The 18,725-nt window shown below is 66.5% G+C and carries 17 protein-coding genes; 10 read left to right on the plus strand and 7 right to left on the minus strand.

All coding sequences use genetic code 11. From position 1 onward, the window contains the following. The first annotated feature begins 63 nt into the window (after positions 1-63). Positions 64-2,394 (plus strand): xanthine dehydrogenase family protein molybdopterin-binding subunit, encoded by a 2,331-nt coding sequence (locus S58_RS07490; RefSeq protein WP_015664664.1) that lies wholly within the window; start codon positions 64-66, stop codon positions 2,392-2,394. 139 nt (positions 2,395-2,533) lie between these two features. On the opposite strand, the gene S58_RS07495 is transcribed toward S58_RS07490, so the two are convergent. Both S58_RS07495 and S58_RS07500 read right to left on the minus strand, forming a co-directional pair. Continuing rightward, on the minus strand, positions 2,534-3,934 hold the full coding sequence (locus S58_RS07495) for a sensor histidine kinase (protein WP_015664665.1): 1,401 nt from the start codon (positions 3,932-3,934) through the stop codon (positions 2,534-2,536). Then, positions 3,909-4,574, minus strand: coding sequence for a response regulator transcription factor (locus tag S58_RS07500; RefSeq protein WP_015664666.1), 666 nt, complete (start codon positions 4,572-4,574; stop codon positions 3,909-3,911). Before S58_RS07500 ends, S58_RS07495 begins: the two co-directional genes overlap by 26 nt. 118 nt (positions 4,575-4,692) lie before the next feature. Between S58_RS07500 and S58_RS07505 the strand changes: the two genes are divergently transcribed. From S58_RS07505 to S58_RS07515, 3 genes are read left to right on the plus strand one after another with little or no spacing between them, the layout of a single operon-like run. Further along, positions 4,693-5,472 (plus strand): ABC transporter ATP-binding protein, encoded by a 780-nt coding sequence (locus tag S58_RS07505; protein WP_015664667.1) that lies wholly within the window; start codon positions 4,693-4,695, stop codon positions 5,470-5,472. A 16-nt stretch (positions 5,473-5,488) separates the two neighbouring features. Further along, positions 5,489-6,355, plus strand: a complete 867-nt coding sequence (locus tag S58_RS07510; RefSeq protein ID WP_015664668.1) for an ABC transporter permease — start codon at positions 5,489-5,491, stop codon at positions 6,353-6,355. A 42-nt stretch (positions 6,356-6,397) separates the two neighbouring features. Beyond that, on the plus strand, positions 6,398-7,411 hold the full coding sequence (locus S58_RS07515) for an ABC transporter substrate-binding protein (protein WP_015664669.1): 1,014 nt from the start codon (positions 6,398-6,400) through the stop codon (positions 7,409-7,411). A 213-nt stretch (positions 7,412-7,624) separates the two neighbouring features. Here the strand turns inward: S58_RS07515 and S58_RS07520 are convergent, their stop codons facing one another. Together S58_RS07520 and S58_RS07525 are read right to left on the minus strand one after the other, a co-directional pair. Next, positions 7,625-8,977, minus strand: coding sequence for a sensor histidine kinase (locus S58_RS07520; protein ID WP_015664670.1), 1,353 nt, complete (start codon positions 8,975-8,977; stop codon positions 7,625-7,627). A 3-nt stretch (positions 8,978-8,980) separates the two neighbouring features. Then, positions 8,981-9,682 carry a response regulator gene (locus tag S58_RS07525; protein ID WP_015664671.1) on the minus strand — a complete coding sequence of 234 codons (702 nt, stop codon included), beginning with the start codon at positions 9,680-9,682 and terminating at the stop codon, positions 8,981-8,983. A gap of 210 nt (positions 9,683-9,892) precedes the next feature. Between S58_RS07525 and S58_RS07530 the strand changes: the two genes are divergently transcribed. The 4 genes from S58_RS07530 (at position 9,893) to S58_RS07545 (ending at position 12,379) form a co-directional block, all read left to right on the plus strand. Further along, the gene (locus S58_RS07530) at positions 9,893-10,162 is read left to right on the plus strand and encodes a hypothetical protein (RefSeq protein WP_042340614.1); all 270 of its coding nucleotides are present in this window, start codon (positions 9,893-9,895) and stop codon (positions 10,160-10,162) included. 176 nt (positions 10,163-10,338) lie between these two features. Further along, positions 10,339-10,950, plus strand: a complete 612-nt coding sequence (locus S58_RS07535; protein ID WP_015664673.1) for a LemA family protein — start codon at positions 10,339-10,341, stop codon at positions 10,948-10,950. A gap of 14 nt (positions 10,951-10,964) precedes the next feature. Next, entirely contained in the window at positions 10,965-11,864 is a 900-nt protein-coding gene (locus tag S58_RS07540; protein ID WP_015664674.1) for a TPM domain-containing protein, read from the plus strand. A gap of 17 nt (positions 11,865-11,881) precedes the next feature. Then, the gene (locus tag S58_RS07545) at positions 11,882-12,379 is read left to right on the plus strand and encodes a TPM domain-containing protein (RefSeq protein WP_015664675.1); all 498 of its coding nucleotides are present in this window, start codon (positions 11,882-11,884) and stop codon (positions 12,377-12,379) included. A 143-nt stretch (positions 12,380-12,522) separates the two neighbouring features. On the opposite strand, the gene S58_RS07550 is transcribed toward S58_RS07545, so the two are convergent. Next, on the minus strand, positions 12,523-13,506 hold the full coding sequence (locus S58_RS07550) for a helix-turn-helix transcriptional regulator (protein WP_015664676.1): 984 nt from the start codon (positions 13,504-13,506) through the stop codon (positions 12,523-12,525). An 87-nt stretch (positions 13,507-13,593) separates the two neighbouring features. Between S58_RS07550 and S58_RS07555 the strand changes: the two genes are divergently transcribed. Together S58_RS07555 and S58_RS07560 are read left to right on the plus strand one after the other, a co-directional pair. Further along, positions 13,594-14,238, plus strand: coding sequence for a glutathione S-transferase family protein (locus S58_RS07555; protein ID WP_015664677.1), 645 nt, complete (start codon positions 13,594-13,596; stop codon positions 14,236-14,238). Positions 14,239-14,573: 335 nt separating this feature from the next. Then, a complete protein-coding gene (locus tag S58_RS07560; protein ID WP_015664678.1) occupies positions 14,574-16,034 on the plus strand; it encodes a hypothetical protein in 1,461 nt (486 codons plus the stop codon). A 68-nt stretch (positions 16,035-16,102) separates the two neighbouring features. On the opposite strand, the gene S58_RS07565 is transcribed toward S58_RS07560, so the two are convergent. Both S58_RS07565 and S58_RS07570 read right to left on the minus strand, forming a co-directional pair. Then, positions 16,103-16,963: a right-handed parallel beta-helix repeat-containing protein gene (locus S58_RS07565; protein ID WP_015664679.1), complete on the minus strand. Its 861-nt coding sequence runs from the start codon at positions 16,961-16,963 to the stop codon at positions 16,103-16,105. Between the two features lie 311 nt (positions 16,964-17,274). Continuing rightward, on the minus strand, positions 17,275-18,606 hold the full coding sequence (locus tag S58_RS07570) for an MFS transporter (RefSeq protein ID WP_015664680.1): 1,332 nt from the start codon (positions 18,604-18,606) through the stop codon (positions 17,275-17,277). Positions 18,607-18,725: the final 119 nt, after the last annotated feature.

An 18,725-nucleotide genomic window follows, 5' to 3' on the forward strand; every position in this document is an offset into this window, starting at 1 on the left:
GTCTCGCGCGGCAAATCCGCTAAAACCTCATGCAATTACATTGAACTGATCAAGGATTCTCGAATGAACATTCTTCCCAACAACATGCGGTTCGGTGCGGGCCAGCCCGTCAAGCGGCTGGAGGATCAGCGCCTGCTGACCGGGAAGGGGCAGTTCATCGACGACAAGCCGGAGGACGGCGCGCTGTGGCTCTACGTGCTGCGCTCGCCGCACGCCCATGCGAGGATCGTGTCCATCGATAGCGCTGCCGCGCGCGAGATCGCAGGCGTGCAGGCGATCTATACCGGTGCGGATCTCGTCGCCGACGATGTCGGCACCATCCCGACGTTGGCGATCTTCAAGCGGCCGGACGGCAAGCCGATGACGGTGCCGCCGCGCCGGTTGCTCGCGCATGAGGTCGTCCGCTTCACCGGCGAGGCCATCGCGGCCGTGGTCGCGATCTCCCGCACGATCGCGCAGGAAGCCGCCGAAGCCATCGTCGTCGATTACGAGGTGATGCCGGCCGTCGTCGATCCTGTCGAGGCGATCAAGCCCGGCGCGCCCGTGGTCTGGGCCGAGGCGCCCGACAACATCGTGGCCGCGATGAGCTACGGCGATGCCGCCAAGGTCGAAGACGCGTTCGCCAATGCGGCGCACAAGGTGTCGCTCGATATCGCGAGCCAGCGCCTGGTGCCCTCGGCGATGGAGCCGCGCTCGACCATTGCCGAGATCGAGAAGACGACCGGCCGGCTGCTGCTTTATGTACAGTCGCAGACTCCGGCCTCGACCCGCGACGTGCTGGCGGACGTGCTGAAGCGGTCGAAAGAGAGCGTGCGCGTGCTGGTCGGCGACATCGGCGGTGGCTTCGGCCAGAAGACCAACCTCTATCCGGAGGACGGCATCGTCGCCTATGCCGCGACCAAGCTCGGCAAGAAAATCCGCTGGCGCGCCGAGCGAACCGACGAGTTCGTCGGCGGTACCCATGGCCGCGACCTCACCTCGACCGCCGAGTTCGCGCTCGATGCCAAGGGCAAGGTGCTGGCCTATCGCGTGCGTTCGATCGGCGCCACCGGCGCCTACTCGTCGGGTGCGGCCAACATCATTCCGCTGGTGCTCGGGCCGTTCGTGCAGACCGGCGTCTATGACCTGCCGCTGGTGCATTTCGAGGTGAAGACCGTGATGACGCACACCGCGCCGGTCGGCGCCTATCGCGGCGCCGGCCGTCCCGAGGCGGTGTTCATCGTCGAGCGCCTGTTCGACACGGCGGCGCGCCAGATCGGCATCGATCCGCGCACCATCCGGAAGGCGAACTACATCAAGCCGGCGCAGCTGCCCTACACCAACGCGGTCGGTCAGGTGTATGATTCCGGTGCCTTCGCGCACATGCTGGAGCGCGCCTCCAAGCTCGCCGACTGGGACGGCTTCAATGCGCGCAAGCGCGAGGCCAAGAAGCGCGGCATGCTCTATGGCCGCGGCCTGACCAGCTACATCGAATGGACCGGCGGCCGCGCCCACACCGAGAAGGTGTCGCTGCATGCGACCTCCGAGGGCCGCGTGATCCTGCATTCCGGCACCATGGCGATGGGGCAGGGCCTGCAGACCACCTACACCCAGATGATCTCCGATTCGCTCGGCATCCCGCTCGACAAGATCGACGTCGTGCAGGGCGATACGGATCTGGCCACCGGCTTCGGCAGCGTCGGCTCGCGCTCGCTGTTCGTCGGCGGCACCGCCGTGGCGGTGTCGTCGAACGATCTGATCACGAAGGCGCGCGAGAAGGCGTCGAACCTGCTGGAGACCGCGGTCGAGGACATCGAGTATCGCGATGGTGTCCTGACCGTCGTCGGCACCGACCGCCGCATCAGCCTGTTCGAGATCGCCGGCAAGGAGCAGGGCACCAAGCTGTCGGTCGACAGCGAGGGCGAGGTCGATGGTCCGAGCTGGCCGAACGGCACCCATGTCTGCGAGGTCGAGATCGATCCGGAGACCGGCATCAGCCGCGTCGTGCGCTACACCACCGTCGACGACGTCGGCGTCGCGGTCAATCCGATGCTGGTGGCCGGCCAGATTCATGGCGGCGTCGCGCAGGGCATCGGCCAGGCCCTGTACGAGAACGTGTCCTATGATTCCGACGGCCAGCTCCTGACCGCGACCTATCAGGACTACTGCATCCCGCGCGCCGACGACGTGCCGCCGATCACGGTCACGCTCGACGATTCCGCGCCCTGCAAGACCAACCCGCTCGGCGCAAAAGGCTGCGGCGAATCCGGCGCCATCGGCGGCCCGCCCTGCGTCACCAACGGCGTGATGGACGCGCTGTTCGAACTGGGGATCACCAACCTGCAGACGCCCCTGACGCCGGAAAAGGTGTGGACCGCGATCCGGGATGCCAAGGCGAAGAAGGCGGCGGCGTAGGTCCGGATTACAGAGGCTCCTATCAGCGTCCTTTGGGTCCAAGCCCTTACCACAAGCACGCTGCGCTCCCCTCCCCGCAAGGGGCAGGGGAGCGCACCGGCATCGCGGCGGCAGCCCGGGTCCAACTCCTACGGGTTGCTCACCAGAGATGAGACAGCGATGCAGTTTGATCGCTGATCGGCAGCTCGAGCCTCACGCTGAAATCATCTGCATTGCCGACGAAGCGTAAGCGGCCGCCATGGGCCTGTGCGACCTCGTTGGCGATCGCAAGTCCGAGCCCGGAGCCGTGCGAGCCAGCGCCCTTCTGGAACGGCACCAGCAGTCCCGCCTGCGCCTCTGCCGCGATTCCCGGCCCATCATCCCAGACGACGATCGCGACACTCTCCGCTGTCCGCTCCACACTCACCATCAGCCGCGTCCGCGCCCCGTGCGCCAGCGCATTGTGGATCAGGTTGGCGAGCGCCTCGCGCAGGCTGATGGCGTCGGCGGCGATCACGACCTCGTCCTCTGACGGCACGAAGCTGATCGAAACCTCGCGGTCCAGCGTCAGCGGCACGCTCTGTGACAGCACCGACTTCGCCAGCGCATTGATGTCAGTCGCGACAAACCTTGGCGCCTGGGCGCGGTGCTGGATCATGGCGTGATCGAGCAGCTGGCTGGTGAGGCGGGCGAGGTCGGAGAGGCGGTTGCGCAGCTGGTCGAGCGCCTTGGGGTCTTTGGTCTGGTCGGTCAGCAACTCGACCTCCGCATCGATCGCCGCCAGCGGCGTACGCAACTGATGGGTGGCGTCGGCGATGAAGCGCTGCATCAGCGTGATGCGCTCGGACAGGCGCTGCATGAAGCCGTCGATGGCGCCGACCAGCGCGCGCACCTCGCGCGGCGGCGTCATCGCGATCGGGCTGAGATCGTCCGGCCGGCGCTGGACGATCTCGGCCTCGATCCGCGTCAGCGGTGCAAACACCAGCCTCAGGCACAGCGCAGTCGCGACCAGCGCCAGCACGCTCATCGCCGCGATCAGGCCGATCGCCTTTGAGGCCAGGTCCCAGGTCAGCGCATCTCGCGCACGCAGCGTCTGCGCCAGCACGATCTCGCTCCAGCCGTCGCCCGGCGCGCCGTCGAGCCTGCGCGCGACGGCCGCGATGCGCACGGCCTGATCGCGATAGATGCCGTCGCGCAGCACCACGCCCTCGCGCAGGGCACTCACCGGGGCGGTGACGGCGAGATCGTCATAGCCGGCAACGACGACGCCGCGCGGATCGGTGACGCGATAGAATACGAGATCGTAGGCCGACAAGGTCGCGAACGCCGCGGCCGGCGGATCGAGCGTCACAACGCCGCCCTGCATGTAGATGTTCTCCGCGATCTGCACCGCGCCGCCGGCGAGCAGCTTGTCATAGGCATCGCGCGCGGCGGTGGCGGCGTATTGCCAGGCGGCGACGCTGAGCACGACGGCACCCACGGCCAGGATCGCGCCGATCGCGATCAGCAGCCGCGCGCGCAGCGACGCCCTGAGGTCACGAAGCGTGGAGCTGATAGCCAAGGCCGCGCTCTGTCTTGATTTCCACTGACGTCGCCGCCAGCTTGCGCCGCAGCCGCGTGATGAACTGCTCGACCGCGTTGGGGCTCGGGTCCTGGTCGAAGCTGAACAGCTGCTCGACCAGCTCCTCCTTGGCGACGTAGCGTCCGGGACGCGCGGCCAAGATCTCCAGCACGGTCAGCTCGCGGCGTGTCAGGTCCAGCGGCTGGCCGGCGACGCTCGCGGTGCGCCCGGCGCGGTCGATCACCAGCGGCCCCAGGGTCAGCAGATTGTCGGACTGGCCCGCGGCGCGGCGCAGCAGCGCGCGGGCGCGCGCCTCGAGCTCGCGATAGTCGAACGGCTTGACCAGGTAGTCGTCAGCGCCGAGGTCGAGCGCGCCGATGCGATCGTCGATCGCCGAGCGCGCGGTCAGCACCAGCACCGGCGTGCGCAGGCCGCGCTTGCGCAAGTGCTTGAGCACGGCGAAACCGTCCATGTTGGGCAGCATCACGTCGAGCACGATGAGGTCGTAGGCCTGCACCTCGATCAGCTCGCTCGCGACACGGCCGTCCTTTTCCCAGTCGACGGCGTAACCAATCCGTTCGAATCGGCTGGTCACGGCGGCGCCGATCTCGGGCGTGTCTTCCACCAGCAGGATGCGCACGGCGCTTCGAGGACTCCGAGTCAGGTTCGCGTCAGTCTCCTCCTCTATCACTTCGAATAAGGGCGCCGAAGTGCACCGGGCGAAATTTCGCACTGCAATATAAAGGAGGGGAGGACGCATGACCGTCCATCAATCGCAATCCCAGTTCGAGCCGCTGCTCTCGGTCGAAGGCGTGACGCTCCAGTACAAGACGCCGGACACCCTGGTCACGGCGACCTATCGCGTGGATTTCAAGGTCTTCGATGCCGACCGTTTCGTGCTGCTCGGGCCCTCCGGCTGCGGCAAGTCGACGCTGCTGAAGGCGATCGGCGGCTATTTGAAGCCGACCGAGGGCCGCATCCGCCTCAAGGGCCACGACGTCACCGAGCCCGGTCTGGACCGCATGATGGTGTTCCAGGAGTTCGACCAGCTGCTGCCGTGGAAGACGGTGCGCGAGAACGTCGTGTTCGCGCTGACCGCCAGCGGCCGGCTGAGCACGGCCGAGGCGCAGGAGCGCGCCAAGTCCTACATCGACAAGGTCGGCCTCACCAAGTTCATCGACTCCTATCCGCACATGCTCTCGGGCGGCATGAAGCAGCGCGTCGCGATCGCCAGGGGCATGGCGATGGAGCCGGACGTGCTGCTGATGGATGAGCCGTTCGCCGCCCTCGACGCGCTGACCCGCCGCAAGATGCAGGACGAGCTGTTGCAGCTCTGGCAGGACACCCGCTTCACCGTGCTGTTCGTGACGCATTCGATCGAGGAGGCGATCAAGATCGGCTCGCGCATCCTGCTGCTGTCGCCGCATCCGGGGCGCGTCCGCGCCGAGCTCAACAGCGTGCCGCCGGGCACGATGGGCTCGCCCGAGCAGGTCGCGCTCGAAGGGCGCATCAACGACATGCTGTTCGGTCATCACTGAGGAAGGGAGAGCAATCATGAGCGAAACGCTGGCGCTGCGCCCGGAAGTCGTCAATGCAGACACGCCCCTCGGTGACATCAAGGTCGAGGCGAGCCTGTCCGTCATCGAACGCATCTATCACATCGGTGCGGTCCGCAAGGTCATCATCCTGGCCGTGCTGGCCGGGCTGTGGCAGGCCTATGGCCTGTGGCTCGGCAATCCCCTGCTGTTTCCGACCTTCACCGACACGCTCGCAGCGTTCTTCGAGAACATCGGCAATGGCGTCATTCCGGCGCGGACGCTGGTGTCGCTGGAGACGCTCTTGATCGGCTACGGCGTCGGCATCGCGCTCGCCGCCGTGCTGACCACGATCGCGATCGGATCGCGGATCGGCGCCGACATGCTGGAGGCGCTGACCTCGATGTTCAACCCGCTGCCGGCGATCGCGCTGCTGCCGCTGGCGCTGATCTGGTTCGGGCTCGGCAAGGGCAGCATCATTTTCGTGCTGGTGCACTCGGTGCTGTGGGCGATCGCGCTCAACACCCATTCCGGCTTCCGCTCGGTGTCGAACACCTTGCGCATGGTCGGCCTGAATTACGGCCTGCGCGGGCTGAAGCTGGTGCGCTTCATCCTGATCCCCGCCGCATTCCCGGCGATCCTGACCGGCCTCAAGGTCGGCTGGGCCTTCGCCTGGCGCACCCTGATCGCGGCCGAGCTGGTGTTCGGCGTCTCCTCCGGCTCGGGCGGCCTCGGCTGGTTCATCTTCGAGAACCGCAACCAGCTGGAGACGGCGAACGTGTTCGCCGGCCTGTTCACGGTCATCATCATCGGTCTCGTGGTCGAGAACGTGGTGTTCGCCACGATCGAGCGCAAGACGGTGCGGCGCTGGGGCATGCAGCACTGAATTTCGGGCTATAACCATAATCAAACGACAAGGGAGACACACATGTCCTGGAGCAAATCACTCGCAGCTGCCGCGATCGGTTTCGCCGCGCTGCTCGGCGCGACCGCCGCGCGGGCCGAAGTCAAGGAGATCAGGCTCTCCAAGGGCTACGGCATCCTCTATCTGCCTCTGATCGTGATGGAGGATCAGAAGCTGATGGAGAAGCATGCCGAGAAGGCCGGCCTCGGTCCGTTCAAGGTGATCTGGCAGCTGCTCGACGGCGGCAACATCATCAACGATGCGATGATGGCCGGCTCGCTCGACATCGCCGGCACCGGCGCGCCCGGCTTCATCACCTTGTGGGCCAAGGCCAAGGGCATTCCGGCAGTGGAAGTCGTCGGCGTCAGCGGCCTCAGCTCGACCTCGCTGTGGATGAACACCAACAATCCGGAGATCAAGTCGCTGAAGGACTTCAAGTCCGGTGACAAGATCGCGCTGCCGGGCATCAAGACGTCGCTGTCGGCCGTGATGCTGCAGATGATGGCGGCCCAGGAGTTCGGCAAGGAGAACTACGCCAAGCTCGATCCGATGACGGTTGGCCTGCCGCATCCCGAAGCCGTGGCAGCGCTGACCTCGGGCAAGACCGAGATCACGGCGCATTTCACCTCGCCGCCGTTCTCCTACATCGAGCTGAAGGATTCCAAGATCCGCCGCGTCGCCAATTCCGCCGACGTGCTCGGACGCCTGACGATGGACGTGGTGTTCGCGCCGAAGCGCTTCGTCGACGCCAATCCGAAGGTGGTGCAGGCCTTCCTCGACGCGCTCGACGAAGCCTGCACCTTGATCGCCAACGACAAGGCGGCCGCCGCCGAGATCTATGCCCGCACCGCCAAGGTCAAGACGACCAAGGAGGACGTGCTGGAGATGCTGCAGGACAAAGACACCTGGTTCTCCGCGACCCCCGAGGGCGTGCTCAAAATTGCCGAGTTCATGAATGGCGTCGGCTCGATCAAGGTCAAGCCGGCGAGCTGGCAGGACATGTTCGTCACCCAGCTGCGCGACCGGAAGGGCAGCTGAGCCGGGCTGGACGACCGTTTCCGAAGTCCTGGCACATTGATCATGTAACCCCGGCTGTCATCGTCCGCGAAAGCGGACGATCCAGTACGCCGTGACGCCTCGGTGAATCTCTTCTGCCGCGGAGTACTGGGTGCCCCGCTTTCGCGGAGCATGACAGCGGTGGGGGCGGCGAGAACTCGACACGGAAACGACGGGTTCTAAGGAAACGCTCGTCTAGGAGGCTTGCGGAAAGGCGATACGTACCCGCAGGCCGCCTTCAGGCGATTGCGACAGATCGAGGTGCGCGCCATGGGCGTCGGCGATCTGCTTGACGATGGCGAGGCCCAGGCCGCTGCCGCCGGTGCTGCGGCTGCGCGAGTTGTCGAGCCGGAAGAACGGCTCGAATACGGCGTTGCGTGCGTCCGCCGGAATGCCGGGACCATCGTCGTCGATCGCGATCACGACGTCCTTCTCCGGCAGCACCCGCACCGTGCAGCGTGTCGCAAAGCGGAGCGCGTTCTCGATCAGGTTGATGAACAGCCGCCGCAGCGCCGTCGGCTCGGCAAGGACGATCAGCGGCGTATGCCCGAGCTCGGCGCTGATCTGAGCTCCGCTCTGCCGTCGGTCGTCCACGATCCCTGTCAGCAGCGCGGTGAGATCGACCGGCTGCCGCTTGATGGCCGCAAAGCCGCCGCGCGAGACCGCGAGCGCGTCCTCGAGCAGGCGGGTCATCTCGTCGAGATCGCCAGCCGCCTTGTCGCGCTGCTCGGGCTCCGGCAGACGCTCGACGCGCAGCCGCAGCCGGGTGATGTAGGTCTTGAGGTCGTGCGACACCGCGCCGAGCAGCAAGGTGCGACCGCGCACCAGCTCGGAGATCCGGGTCTGCATGTCGTTGACCGCTGAGATCAGCTTGCGGATCTCCGGCGCGCCGGCCGGTTTCACATGCACCGCGGTGGCATCGCTGCTGAACTGGCCGAGCGATTGGCTGAGCTGGCGCAGCGGCCGCGCCTCGCGCGCGATCGCGATCACGGCGGCCATGCCGATCAGCGCGCCGAGGAGGCCGACGCCGAAGCCGGGCGGTAGTCCGAGCAGCCGCGGACCGGTGGCGCCGCTGGCTTCGAACACGACGTAATCGCGGTCGCGCAGCGACACCGCAAACCGCACGGAACGGCCGGCGTTGCGCCAATAATCGCCAAGGCGCCAGTCGCGCCAGCGCGGCACGCCGGTGCGCGACCTCAGGACGATCACGTCGCGCGGCTGCAGCGACTGCAGGTACAAGGTCAGGAAACGTTCGGCGAGCGGGCGGCGCATCGCGTCGGCGGACGCCTCCGGGCGCTCCTGCGTCAGCGTGACCTGCAGCCTTTCGCTGTTGACCGCCTTCAGGATCAGCGGCCGCTCGGCCGGTCCCGCCTTCTCGATCAGCTGGACGATGGCGCTGACCTGCTCGGGCACCGGAAACAGCCGACGAAAAATCTCCTCGCGCGATTCGCTCAGGAACAGCCAGCCGAGGCCGACCGCCCACAGCGCGACGAGCGCGAACAGCACGATCGCCATCAGCCGGCCGGCGAAGCCGAGGCGCCCGAGCACGTCTCAGAGCTCCTTGACGGAGCCGGTGAAGATGTAGCCGGCGCTGCGCACGGTCTTGATCAGCTCGCCCTCGCGCTCGATCTTCTTGCGCAGCCGGCTCACCTGCACGTCGATCGTGCGGTCGAGCGGATCGGCCTGACGGCCGCGGGTCCAGTCCATCAGTTGCTCGCGCGACAGCACGCGGTTGGGGCGCGTCAGGAAGCAGCCGAGCAGCTCGAATTCGGCGCTGGTGAGCGGCAGCGGTCCGTCCTCGGCATGCGCGATCTCGCGCTTGTCGAGATCGACGGTGAGCCTTGTGTTGACGATGAAGCGGCGGTTCTCCAGCGGCGCCGGCTCGGCGCGGCGCAGGATGGCGCGGATGCGCGCCACCAGCTCGCGCGGATTGAATGGCTTCGGCAGATAGTCGTCGGCGCCCATCTCGAGCCCGACGATGCGGTCGATTTCGTCGCCCTTGGCGGTGAGCATCAGGATCGGCAGCCGCGAGGCCGCGCGCAGCCGCCGGCAGATCGACAGGCCGTCCTCGCCCGGCAGCATGATGTCGAGCACGACGAGGTCGGGATCGCCGAAGGTGGTACGGAAACGGTCGAGCGCCGCGCCGCCGTCGCCGACATCGACGCGAAAACCCTCGCGCGCGAGATGGTCGCGTAGCAGGCTGCGGATCTCGACGTCGTCCTCGATGATCAGGATGTGGGGGCGCTGGTCCATGCTGATAGCTTAAGAACACCTCGCCGTGCCGGACAACCCCGCCCCGAGCACCGTTACAAAACGTTACACCGGCGCCGCTTCCTGCAAACCGCCCGCAAACTTCGTGGGCGAGGCTCTGCGTACGCCACGAGGCGATGCAGACGTGAACAGGAGAGTCACATGGTTTCAGTTCGAACCTCGATCGGGGCCGCGGCAATCGCCGCGATGGTGATGGCGCTGAGCGCCTCCGGCGCGCACGCCTGGACGCGCAGCGGCGGCGGCATCGGTCCGCGCGGTGGCACATGGTCGTCGTCCGCGACGGGCGGCTGTGCCGGCGGCAGCTGCAGCCGCAGCCATAGCGGCACCTATGTGGGTCCGCGCGGCGGTGTCGTCACCAACAGCGGTCAGACGAGCTGCGCCGGCGGCAGCTGCAGCCATACCGGCACGACCACCGGACCGTATGGCGGCACCGTCACTCGCAGCAGCACCTTCACGCGCTGATACGGTCGAGCGGCCGGCGCCGCGGACCTGGAGAGACCGCGAGTCGCGGGGGCGCTGCCAGGCTCGGCCGCACGCCTTTCATTTTGCCGCGATGTCGACTATCTGACCTTTCGAAGGCAGGCCGCGAGCCCGGACAAGGTTCCGCTCGCGGCCGGTCGATGAAGGGGGAGAGTTCGATGCGGAGATTGCTGACCGTGCTGGCGGCGCTCATGACCTTGAGCCTGACCAATTGCGGCTACAACGCCATCCAGACCAATGACGAGCAGGTGAAGGCGGCCTGGTCCGAGGTGGTCAACCAGTATCAGCGCCGCGCCGATCTGGTGCCCAACCTCGTCAACAGCGTGAAGGGCTTTGCGCAGCAGGAGAAGGACGTGCTGCTCGGCGTCACCAATGCCCGCGCCAAGGTCGGCAGCGTCCAGGCTACGCCCGATGTCGTCAACGATCCCGCCGCGCTGCAGAAGTTCCAGGCCGCGCAGAGCGAGCTGACCGGCGCGCTGTCGCGGCTGCTGGTCGTCACCGAGAACTATCCGCAGCTGAAATCGGACGCGCTGTTCCGCGACCTGATGTCCCAGCTCGAGGGCACCGAGAACCGCATCACCGTGGCGCGCAACCGCTACATCAAGTCGGTGCAGGAATATAACGTCGGCATCCGCACCTTCCCGAACAACCTCACGGCCATGATGTTCGGCTACAAGGAGAAGGCCAACTTCACCGTCGAGAACGAACGCGAGATCTCGGTCGCGCCGAAGGTCGACTTCAACGCGCCCGCGCCTGCACCCTCGAAATAGCGGAGCGTTGCATCTTGCGCGCGCGCTCAGCCGTCAAGGCGCTGCTTGCGACGCTGCTCGTCTGCCTCGCCACGATGGTGTTGGCCGACGTCGCGGTGCCGCAGCTCACCGGCCGTGTCGTCGACCAGACCGGCACGCTGTCCTCGTCGGACGTCGCCAGCCTGACGCAGAAGCTCAAGGATCTGGAGGCGCGCAAGGGCAGCCAGGTCGCGGTGCTGATCGTGCCGACCACGCAACCGGAGACGATCGAGCAGTTCTCGATCCGCGTTGCCGAGGCCTGGAAGATCGGCCGCAAGAAGGTCGACGACGGCGCGCTGCTGGTGATCGCCAAGAACGATCGCAAGTTGCGCATCGAGGTCGGCTACGGCCTCGAAGGCAGCCTCACCGACGTCACCGCGCGCCGCATCATCGACGAGGTCATCACCCCGAAGTTCCGCTCTGGCGACTTCGCCGGCGGCATCGACGCCGGCCTCGACCGCATCATCGGCGTGATCAATGGCGAAAGCCTGCCGGTGCCGCAGCCGCAGGCGTCGCACGGCACGGATCTCGACTTCGACTCCCTGACCTCGTTCGCGCCGGTGGCGCTGTTCGGCGCGCTGGTGATCGGCGGCATCCTGCGGACGCTGCTCGGCCGTCTGATCGGATCGCTGGCGACCGGCGGCGCCATGGGCGTGCTCGCCTGGCTGATCGTGGGCTCGGCAGGTCTGGCGGCGCTGTCGGCGATCGCCGGTTTCGTCATCGCCTTCATCGCCGACAGCTTTGCCGGGATGAATACGCCGGGCACCGGCCGTCGCGGCGGCTGGTCGAGCGGCTCGTCGTCATCAGGATGGAGCAGCGGCAGCTCGAGCGATAGCGGCAGCTTCTCGGGAGGCGGCGGCAGTTTTGGTGGCGGCGGCGCCTCGGGAAGCTGGTGAGGGCGGGGCGCGCGACCATGGGCATCAGACGGATCAGCCGGCATCTTCTGCACTATCACTGGCAGCTGAAGCGCATCTTCACGGCCGATGTGCTTGCGCGCATCGAGCAGGCGATCAAGCATGGCGAGCGCAGCCATGCCGGCCAATTGCGCTTCGTCGTCGAAGGCGCGCTCGACGGCCGGCCGCTGTGGCGCAACCAGCCGCCGCGCGAGCGCGCGCTCGACCTGTTCTCGCATTTGCGGATCTGGGACACCGCCCACAACAACGGCGTGCTGATCTATCTGCTGCTTGCCGACCGCGACGTCGAGATCATCGCCGATCGCGGCATCCATGCAAAAGTCGGCGCTGCGCAATGGGAGACGATCTGCCGCGCGATGGAGGCGGATTTCCGCGCCGGACGATTCGAGCAGGGCGTGATCCAAGGTGTCGCCGCCGTGTCACGCGAGCTCGCCAGGCACTATCCGCCGCATGCCGGTGGGACCAACGAACTGCCCGACGCGCCGGTGGTGCTGTAGCTCACCCCGGCTCGACGTTGGTTCGCCCAGCTCTCCACCCCGTCATTGCGAGCGGAGCGTAGCAATCCAGAATCTCTCCGCGGAAAGAGTCTGGATTGCTTCGCTGCGCTCGCAATGACGGGGATGGGGCGGTGGTCTGCAATTCATCGCGTCGTCGCAGCGGCGCCGTACCGCTTCGACATGGCCTGCACCAGCTCGGCCATCTTCGCGCGCAGCTCGGGCGGATCGAGCACCTCGGCCTCGGCACCGAAGCGCAGCAGCTCGCCGGCGGCGTGCCAGAGCGTGGTGCCGGTCGGGATCGTCGCGATGCGCCAGCCATCTGAATCGGCGTCATCCGCGAGGCGGGTGCGCGCGCGCACATAGGGCTGGGTGAATGCCTCCAGCAGCTTCACGCCGAGCGGCGACAGCCGCACGGTCGCCTGCTTCGGGTGCAGCTCCGCTTCCAGCCGCTCGGTCGCGGCACGCCAATGCGCAGCGAGATCGAACTCCGCAGGCCGCGTGAAGGTCTCATCGGTGACGGTGCAGTCGAGAATGCGCGCGACGCGATAGGTGCGCACGCTGCGCTCGACGAGGCCGGCGAGATACCAGCTGCCGCCCTTGAGCACGAGGCCGAGCGGCGCGACGCGGCGGCGCTTCTCGGCGCGCCAGCTCTGGTAGCGGATGTCGATCAGGCGATCGGCGAGCAGCGCGTCGGCGATGGCGCGCAGATGCTGCGGCTCCTCGGCCTCGCCAAACCAGCCGGGCGCATCGAGATGGAAGCGCGCCTGCATCCGGCTGGCATTGGCACGCAGGCTCTGTGGCAGCGCCGCGACCAGCTTGGTCTGCGCCGCGCTCATCGCGCCGTCGAGGCCGAGCGCCGCGGCGGGGCCGGGCAGGCCCGCCATGAACAGCGCGTCAGTTTCGGCTGCCGATAATCCGTTGAGCCGCACGCGATAGCCGTCGAGCAGGCGGAACCCGCCCTCGGCGCCGCGCTCGGCATAGACCGGAATGCCGGCGGCCGCGAGCGCGTCGATGTCGCGATAGATCGTGCGCACCGAGACCTCGCACGCCCCGGCGAGCTCGGGCGCAGTGACCTGTCCCTTGGCCTGCAAGGTCGTGAGGATGGAGAGCAGCCGGCTCGCGCGCATGAGCTTCTTAAAGCATACCTGACATCGGCTGTCAGGTATGCTGTGCGACAAGCGCGGCACTGCATCCGGCAATGGGAGGAGATCATCATGACCGCCGACGACAGGATCACGCTGTATTATTCGCCGCAGACCCGCGCCGCGGGGACTCGCGTCCTGCTCGAGGAGCTCGGCGCGCCCTATGATCTTGAAGTCCTCAACATGAAGGCGGGCGAGCAGCGCAAGCCGGCGTTTCTGGCCATCAATCCGCTCGGCAAGGTGCCGACGATCGGCCATCGCGGCCAGATCGTGACCGAGCAGGTTGCGATCTTCATCTATCTCGCCGATCTGTTTCCGAGCGCTGGCTTGACGCCGGCGCTCGATGATCCCATGCGCGGGCCCTATCTGCGTTGGATTGCCTATTATGGCGCATCGTTCGAGCCGGCCGTGATCGACCATTTCATGAAGCGCGAGCCGGCCCCCGTCACGCAGTCGCCCTACGCGGATTACGACACGATGCTGAGCGCGCTCGAACAGCAGCTCGCCAAGGGGCCTTATCTGCTCGGCGAGCGCATGACGGCCGCCGACATTCTGTGGGGCATCGCCTTCAACTGGACGATGACTTTTGGCATCGTGCCGCGCAAGGACGTGTTCACGCGCTATGCCGAGCGCATCACGCAGCGCGCTGCGTTCCAGCGTGTCACCGCCGCGGATGCCGAGATGGCCGCCCAGCACGCGGCAGCAGCCGGCGGCTGAGCGCCGCTGCCGCCGGGCAAGCCGGATTCGTGAATGGCGGGGGCCGCACTCGCGCTGCGCCCATCGATCTGACGATATCACGACCAAGGTCATTCCGGGACGAGGCCGCAAGCCTTGGCTCCGGAATGACGTTGAAAGCGCAACAACTCAGCGTTGCAAAAGGCGGCCGAATTAACCCGGCCTTCAGCAAATCCACCCTACCGAGGTGTTGATTCTCCGTAGTTTAACGGGATTTTAGCGCGCCTGCTGCACTTACCGAAGTACCGGCTCCTTTTACCGGTCTCGGTCGTCCGCGCCGGTTCACCGATCTCCGCCTCGCAACCGAAAACATCCAGATGTCGCTCGCCGTTGCCAATCGCGTGACCAGCGTCCGAATGACGCCGGCCTTGCTGCATCTGTGCGTCGGCGCCGGGATCTTTCTGTTTCTGTTCATCGTCGGCGACCGTCTCTTGCACGACTCCGACACGTATTGGCACATCAAGGTCGGGCAGTGGATCATCGATCACGCTGCAATGCCCTATTCGGACATCTACTCGTTCACGCGCGCCGGCAGCCCCTGGATGTCGAACGCCTGGCTGTCGCAAGTCATATATGCGACGGCCTATTCGCATGCCGGCTGGGCCGGCGCCGTCGCGCTGACCGCGCTTGCCGTGGCCGCCGCCCTGGTGATCTTTCTCAATCTGATCGGATCCTGTTTCGAGCCGGTCCATCGCATTCTTCTGGCGCTGCTGGCGTTCGTGGTGTCGTCACCGCATCTGCTCGCGCGACCGCACGTGCTGGCCTTGCCGATCATGGTGGCCTGGGCCGGCGGATTGATCAGGGCCGTCGACCAGCGCTCGCCGCCGCCGTGGGTCCTGCTTCCGCTGATGGTGGTCTGGGCCAACCTGCACGGCGGCTTCGTGCTGGGCCTCGCCCTCATTGCGCCGATCGCGTTGGAGGCGCTCTGGCAGAGCAAGCATGACGAGCGCATCGCCGTCGCGACGCAATGGGGCCTGTTCGGTGTCGCCGCGCTGCTCGCAAGCTGCTGCACGCCCTATCTCCACAACACGCTGTTCGCCGCCGCGAAAATCCTGAGCCTCGGACCGGTCCTGTCGCTGGTGTCGGAATGGCGGCCGGCCGATTTCAGCAGCATTGGACCGTTCGAGCTCGCCTTGCTCGGCCTGATCGGGCTGGCCCTGTCTCGCGGCGTCGTCCTGTCGCTGCCGCGGATCGCGCTTCTGTTGCTGGTGACGCACATGGCCCTGTCGCATGTCCGATGTGTCGAGGTGTTCGCGTTTCTGGTCCCGTTGGCGATCGCAAGGCCGTTCAGGGACCGCGCTGCTCCTGCCATCCATGCGATCGATGCCAGAGCTTCGTGGCTCGTCTCGACGCCGGCAGCGCTCGCCGTCATCGGCGGCGCGCTCGCTTTGTCGCTGGCCTATACGGCCCATCATGATTTCGTCTTCGACAGGGCCCAGGCGCCGGCGGCCGCGCTCGATGCGCTGCGGCAGCACCAGGCCAGGCGCATCTTCAACGACTATCAGTTCGGCGGCTTCCTGATCGCGAACGATGTCCCGACCTTCATCGACAGCCGCGCCGAACTCTACGGCCAGCAGTTCATGATGAAATATCTGCGAGCCGCCGAGGGCCGCAGCCGCGACGAAGTCGCCGCTCTGCTCGACGAATTCAAGGTCGACGGCACGCTCCTCACGCCCGATCAACCCGCCGCGCAACTGCTGGACCAGATGCCGGGCTGGACCAGGCTCTATGCCGACGACTTCGCCGTCGCGCACGTCCGCGTGGCGCCGGCGAAGTGAATCAGTTTTGTGCATCTGGTGACAGTCCAGGACTGTCACCAGATGCAATTCGGTAGTTCCGGGCTCCGCTAGTTCAGGCTGATCCCCGCGAGCGGCGTGCCATCGGCGCCGTTGTTGCTGATCTCGTTGTTCTTGTAGGACGAGACGGATCCCCCGCCGGTCTGCAGCACGCCGCTGGCATTGCCCTGGATCACGGAATTTCCCATGATGATGATGGCCCCGTTGCCGCTCGCCAGCACGCCGGTGCTGTTGAACTCGGAGATGAGCCGGTCGAGAAACACGCCCATGCCCGGCTTTCCGGCCGGCACCGTGGCCGATATTCCGGCATTGGTGTTCAGATTGGTCTTGGTGTTCGAGACGAGCACGCTGACCGAGTCGGTCGAGTTCGCGGTCGAGACCGTGATGCCGAACGCGGACACCTTGAGCGTCGAGTCCGAGATCACGGCCTGCGCTGCGCTGGTCGGCGCGATTGCAATGGCGCTCTGCGAGAAATTCTCGATCGTGCAGTTCTCGACGATGAGCTTTCGGCCGGTCCGGAAATTGATGCCGTTGAGGCCGAGCGTCGTGCCGGCTCCGTTGATGCTCAAATTGCGGAGGATGACGACGTCGGCCGCGCCGGCATTGACGTTGATGCCGTTGGTCGCCGACGCCAGGATCGACGCCAACGTCCCTCCGCCATCGATCGTGATCGACTTGGTGATCGTCACCGCGCCGTAGCCGCCGGGATCCAGCACATCGATTTCGCCGCCGGCCGCGGTCTTGGATATCGCGCCAGCGAAGGTCTTGCAGGGCGCCGTACGGCTGCACGGGTTGACGTCGTCGCCGACGCCGGACACCCATGTCCGCGTCGCCTGCGCGTGCGCGCCCGTCGAGGCAAGGATCAACAGTGCGGCGCACAAATATCCGATCGAAGAAATGAGCTTTCGCATGAGTGCTTCCTTTGAAATGCCGAATGTGAAGAAATAGCCGACCGCAGAGTATTAGTCTATGAAAGCAACCAGAGCGTTCATCGAAAACGGCGAGGCCAAAATAGCACAACTCGCAAGATGGAATGGCCTCCGGCCACGACGTGGTGGGAATTCATGACGGCGCGGGCAAGACCAGCCATACACATTCGGCGGGCCTCCGCCTCTCCCGTTGATTGAGTGCATCTTGATTCAATTGTCGTCATTGGCCGCGCGGCGTCATGGGCGGCCGGGGAGGGAGACGTGTCCGCATCGGTCGCGGGTCCTCGCTTGCATCACACGATCCGCGCCAGCAGCAGCGCCGTCGCGGCCGCCACCAGCGCCGGAATGGCCGCTACGACGAACAGCGTCTCGACGTCGACATGGCTCGCCAGCATCGCGCCGCCGATCAATGGTCCGACGATCGAGCCGATGCGTCCGATGCCGAGCGCCCAGCCCATGCCGGTGGCCCGGATCGCGGTCGGATAATAGGTCGCGGTCAGCGCATTCGCGGCGATCTGGCCACCGACGATGCAGAAGCCTGCGGCGAAGATCGCGATCGTCACCAGCGCAATCGCGTGGCCGCTCACGCCGATCGCCGCCACCGCGATCGCGGCGCCGAGATAGGTGAGGGCGAGCGCGCGAAACGAGAACCGGTCGATGATGCGGCCGAGCGCGAAGGTGCCGACCACGCCGCCGACCTGCAGCATGGCGCCGATCGCGGCCGCTGATGACACCGACACGCCGAGATCGTTCAGCACCGTCGGCAGCCAGTTCGACAGCAGATAGAGGTCGAGCAGGCTCATGAAGAACACGACCCAGAGCAGCAGCGTGGTGCCGGCGCGGCGTTCGGCAAACAGATGGGCGACCGGCAGGCCGGGAAGACGCGGCTCCGCCAACACGAAGCGGGTGTCATCAGCGGTGCGCAGCGTCGGGTCGACCTGCCGCAGCAGCGTAGCGACGTCGCGGTCACGGCCGCCCGCCAGCGCGAGATAGCGGATCGACTCCGGCAGCGAGACGGCGAGCAGCGGCGTCAGCAGCAGCGGCACCAGACCTCCGACCAGGAACACCGCGCGCCAGCCGAAGGCGGGTATCAGTGCCGCCGCGAGCAGCCCGCCCAGCGCGGCGCCGATCGAGAAGCCGGCGAACATCGCCATCACCATGGTGGCGCGGCGCCGATGCGGCGCCAGTTCGGAGGTCAGCGCCACCGCGTTCGGCATCGCGCCGCCAAGGCCGAGACCGGTGAGGAAGCGCAACGCGATCAGCGAGGTCGCATCCTGCGCCAGCACCGTCGCCAGCGTGCCCAGGCCGAAGGCGGCAGTGGCGATCACGATGATCCGCTTGCGCCCGACCCGGTCGGCGAGAGTCCCGAAGGCGATCGCGCCGAGCATGAGTCCGAACAGCCCGGCGCTGAACACCGGCCCGAGCGCGCCGCGTGTCAGCTTCCACTCCTGCGCCAGCGCCGGCGCGACATAGCCGATCGCCTGGGTGTCGAAGCCGTCGACGAACAGCACCGCAGCACAGATCAGGAGCACGCGGATCTGGAATTTGCCGATGGGCAGCCGGTCGATGAGCGCGGGCACGTCGATCTCGGCGAGCGACGATCCCTGCTTGCGGTCGATCTCCATCCGCGTGTCCTTCCCCTTGGGCGATGCTGATTATGATTTTCACGAACGATCTCGCATAATGAGATGACGTTCAAGCGGAACGCGTAGCACGGAGATGCAAATGCGTTGCGGCATCAGCC

It is taken from the genome of Bradyrhizobium oligotrophicum S58 (assembly GCF_000344805.1).
Taxonomy (GTDB): Bacteria; Pseudomonadota; Alphaproteobacteria; order Rhizobiales; family Xanthobacteraceae; genus Bradyrhizobium; species Bradyrhizobium oligotrophicum.